Annotated in this window: 1 protein-coding gene; it reads left to right on the forward strand. The window is 51.2% G+C overall.

From position 1 onward, the window contains the following. On the forward strand, window positions 1–500 hold a 500-nt coding region (locus tag R7Z77_RS28850; RefSeq protein ID WP_318137500.1), incomplete at both ends, for a 3'-5' exonuclease.

Genomic DNA, 500 nt, shown 5'->3' on the forward strand with positions numbered 1-500 from the left:
ACAAAGGTGGAGCGTTGAATGACGCAGCAATGCTGTACCGCAACAACGCCCAGTCTCGTGTACTGGAAGAAGCGTTGATTCAAGCTGGTCTACCATACCGCATTTATGGTGGTATGCGATTCTTCGAGCGTCAGGAAATCAAAGACGCACTGGCCTACATGCGTTTGATGGCCAACCGTAATGACGATGCTGCATTTGAACGTGTGGTGAATACGCCAACTCGTGGTTTAGGTGACAAGACACTAGAAACCATTCGCCGTGCGGCGCGTGATCGTGGTTGCACGATGTGGGAAGCCAGCGTTGCGATGTTGGATGAACAAGTGCTCGCGGGTCGAGCGGCTGGGGCATTAGGTCGCTTTATCGAACTTATTACCGCACTCGAAGACGACACGTTAGAGATGCCGTTGCACGAGCAAACAGACCATGTGATCAAGTACTCTGGCTTGTTTGCCATGTATGAGCAAGAGAGGGGCGAAAAATCTAAGGCTCGTATTGAGAAC

The sequence above is a fragment of the Vibrio sp. 1401 genome (assembly GCF_033340295.1).